The organism is Streptomyces sp. NPDC007164 (genome assembly GCF_040634135.1).
GTDB lineage: Bacteria > Actinomycetota > Actinomycetes > Streptomycetales > Streptomycetaceae > Streptomyces > Streptomyces sanglieri.
In genome coordinates, this window is sequence record NZ_JBEYFB010000108.1 from 3230 (window position 1) to 6131 (window position 2902).

Genomic DNA, 2902 nt, shown 5'->3' on the forward strand with positions numbered 1-2902 from the left:
CCGGTCCCAGATCCGCACAGTCTCGCCAGCGCCGATGATCCAGGCTCCGTCGGGAGAGATCGCCACCGACTGGACGCGGCCGGTGTGGCCGGTGAGTTCGGCGGTCTGTGTGCCGGTGGCCCGGTCCCAGATCCGCACAGTCTTGTCGTCGCCGGCGCTGACGATCCAGGCCCCGTCGGGAGAGATCGCCACCGACCGGACCCAGCCGGTGTGGCCGGTGAGTTCGGCGGTCTGTGTGCCGGTGGCCCGGTCCCAGATCCGCACAGTCTTGTCGTCGCCGGCGCTGACGATCCAGGCCCCGTCGGGAGAGATCGCCAGGGTGAAGTCCCTCCAGTAATTGGTGATCACCTGGGTGAGGCCTGGGTGTGGCTGATCCGGCAGCGGCCAGGTATTTGTCAGACGGGGGTGTGTGATCTGCGCGGACCGAGCGGTGGTCTGATCCCGCCAGTGCGCGAGATCGTGCAGGCGGCTGTGCAGGACGCTCAGGACCGCGTGCTCCGGTTCGGTGCGCTGCAGCAGGTGGGCCACCCGTGACAGGTCAACGGCACGGGTGGCGGAAGCAGGTGTAGGGACTTGGCGCAAGTCGGTGATGGGTGCGACGGTGCCCCGTTGGCGGAGGCGGCGTTCGATCCAGCGCAGGTCCGAGGCCACGGCTTCGGCCTCGTCGGTTCGGCCGGCGGCGATCAGGTGCGCGACGGTGTGGTCGAGCAGGTAGCCAGAGGTGGTTTCCCACCACGCCCGGCCCGGGTCCGGCGTGCCCGGGGCCAGTGGTGCGGCGGGCGCGAGGCGGGCGGTAACCGCGCGGACCAGGTAGTCGTTGGTCGTGGTGATCCCGGCCGGGCGTAGCATCTTGCGCAGGTAGTCGCGGTGGACGTCGTGCAGGGAGATCCACCTGCCGTTGGCCGGGTCGAGGGTGACCAGTGCCAGGTCGTCCATCTCCCGCAGCAGGGCGCGGCCCTCCTGCGGTGCCAGGGCTGTGCTGCGCTCCCACAGCTGGCAGACCAGGTCGACGGGAACGTGCTCGTCCTCGGCGAAGATCCCCAGTTCCCGGTAACGACGACGGCCGCGGGCGGGCAGCAGGTCGACGGCGGCCTCGATGGTGACTTCCACGCCCTTCTCGCGCCACGCGGACAATGCGGCGTCCGCGCCCGACTCGTCCGCCAGCGTCGGCCCCTCGGCCCGCAGCCGCTCCATGGCCAAGCGCACCGAGTCCTCAAGGGATATGCCTGTGGAGGTCTCGCGCACGATGAGGCGGTTGAGCAGCCGCAGCAGCAGCGGCCATCGCCCGGACTCGGCGAGCAGCTCGACCACCACACCGGAGGGCAGTGCCTGCTCGTCGAGGTCCTGGAGAAGGACCTGGCGGGACTCGGCGAGGGTCATCCGCTCGACCAGGACCGTCTGCCCACCGACAGCCTCTACCAGGCGGGCCTTGCGGGTGGTCACCAGGCGCAGGCACTGTGGCGCGCCGAGGAGGAAGGGGGCCAGCTGCTCGGGTTCCCAGATGTCGTCGATCACCAGCAGGGTGCGGGGGCGCTGCTCCAGGAGCTGCCCGAGGTGAGCACCAGCGAGGTCCGGGTCGGTGAAGGTCTCCGCATTGCCGGTGATAACCCGGATGAGGTCGTTGACCTTCGCAGCGATCTCGGCCGGGCCCCGTACATCGCGGCCCACGGTGACCAGGTAAATCCGGCCGCGGAAGCGCCGGCGGACACGACGGTCGGCACACACCATCCGCGCCAACCGGGTCTTGCCGAACCCCCCTGCGCCAGTCAGCGAGGTGACCAGGCCCACGGCCCGGCCGCGGCCCGCGACGACCTTATGCACGGCTTCGCCGAGCTCGGCGCGTCGCACCAGCCAGTCATCCACCGCCGGGAGCGCGGGCGGCGGCGGGTCACCAGCCACCGCGGGCTCGCGCTCCAGCCGCCGGACCAGCAGCGCCAGCGCGACGCCAAGCAGGGTCAGCGCACCCGACGACCACCACGCGTACTTCCGCAGCACATCCAGGACACCCGGCCAGCGCTCGTCACCGGTAGCAGCGTTCACCGCCAGCGCCAGCAGCGATGCCACCAGTGTCACCGTCACGGCCAGCACCGCGAGCGTCCACCGCCGCACACGATCCACAGTCACCCCCACACCCGAGATCCCCGGAGCCTGAGCGTAGTGCGGCGCCCGGCCGGACAGCAGGTTGATCGCAAGGCTTGCGACCTGCCGGACCGGGTCGGTCACGCAGGACGCCCGTGCCGTGGACGGCGACAGGAGACCATTCGACGAAGGACCGGCGACTGAAGGTCAGCCGTTCCGGGCGTGGCACGGCGACTCGCCTGCCCCCCAGCACGTCAGGAACTGAGCACGTTTATCGGCTCTGTCGCTGATCTCGTGACGTGATCCGTTCAGGTGCGCAGGAGGATTCGGGTGCGGAGGAGTCGGCTCGTGCGGCGGTCTCGTCGTGTTCGGTCTGCAGCAGTCGCAGGAGTTCGCTGACGTTCACGCGGCAAGCTCCACGTCGTCCCGCCAAGTGGAGGTAGGGGGGGTGAGGCGGCGGAGCATGCCGGCGGTGGAGGCCCAGTAGACGCGGGAGGCCGCGTTGTCGGGTCGGTGGTCGTAGTCGCGGGCGAGGCGCCGGTGCAGCATGAGGGTGCCGTTGACCTGCTCGACCACCCACCGTTTCGGTTGCGGGACGAAGCCCTCGCCGAGATCGTCCTGGCCGAGGCGGAAGGCCGGCTGGCTTCGTTGATCTCTAACGAGTTGGTGCGTGATAGCGGGTGAGGCGTGTTTCTCCTGGTCGCGGCCGATTTCAGGCTGCAGTAGCCCGGTCGGAGACGAGGCCGGCGATGGCCTGGTAGGTGGCGGGCAGCGTCTCGCGTCGGTGAGTCCAGCGGATCAGTTGTTTCCAGCGTTTGTGGTC

1 protein-coding gene and 2 pseudogenes are annotated in these 2902 nt (G+C 70.0%); all 3 read right to left on the minus strand.

Translation table 11 applies throughout. The features are described 5' to 3' along the window. Positions 1 to 2124 (minus strand): NB-ARC domain-containing protein (locus ABZ622_RS41460; protein ID WP_360552453.1); only part of this gene is annotated, 2124 nt, incomplete at its 3' end. A 357-nt stretch (positions 2125 to 2481) separates the two neighbouring features. Beyond that, positions 2482 to 2697: pseudogene (locus ABZ622_RS41465) on the minus strand (IS5/IS1182 family transposase); the annotation flags it as partial. Positions 2698 to 2791: 94 nt separating this feature from the next. Further along, positions 2792 to 2902, minus strand: a pseudogene (locus tag ABZ622_RS41470) (IS5/IS1182 family transposase); the annotation flags it as partial.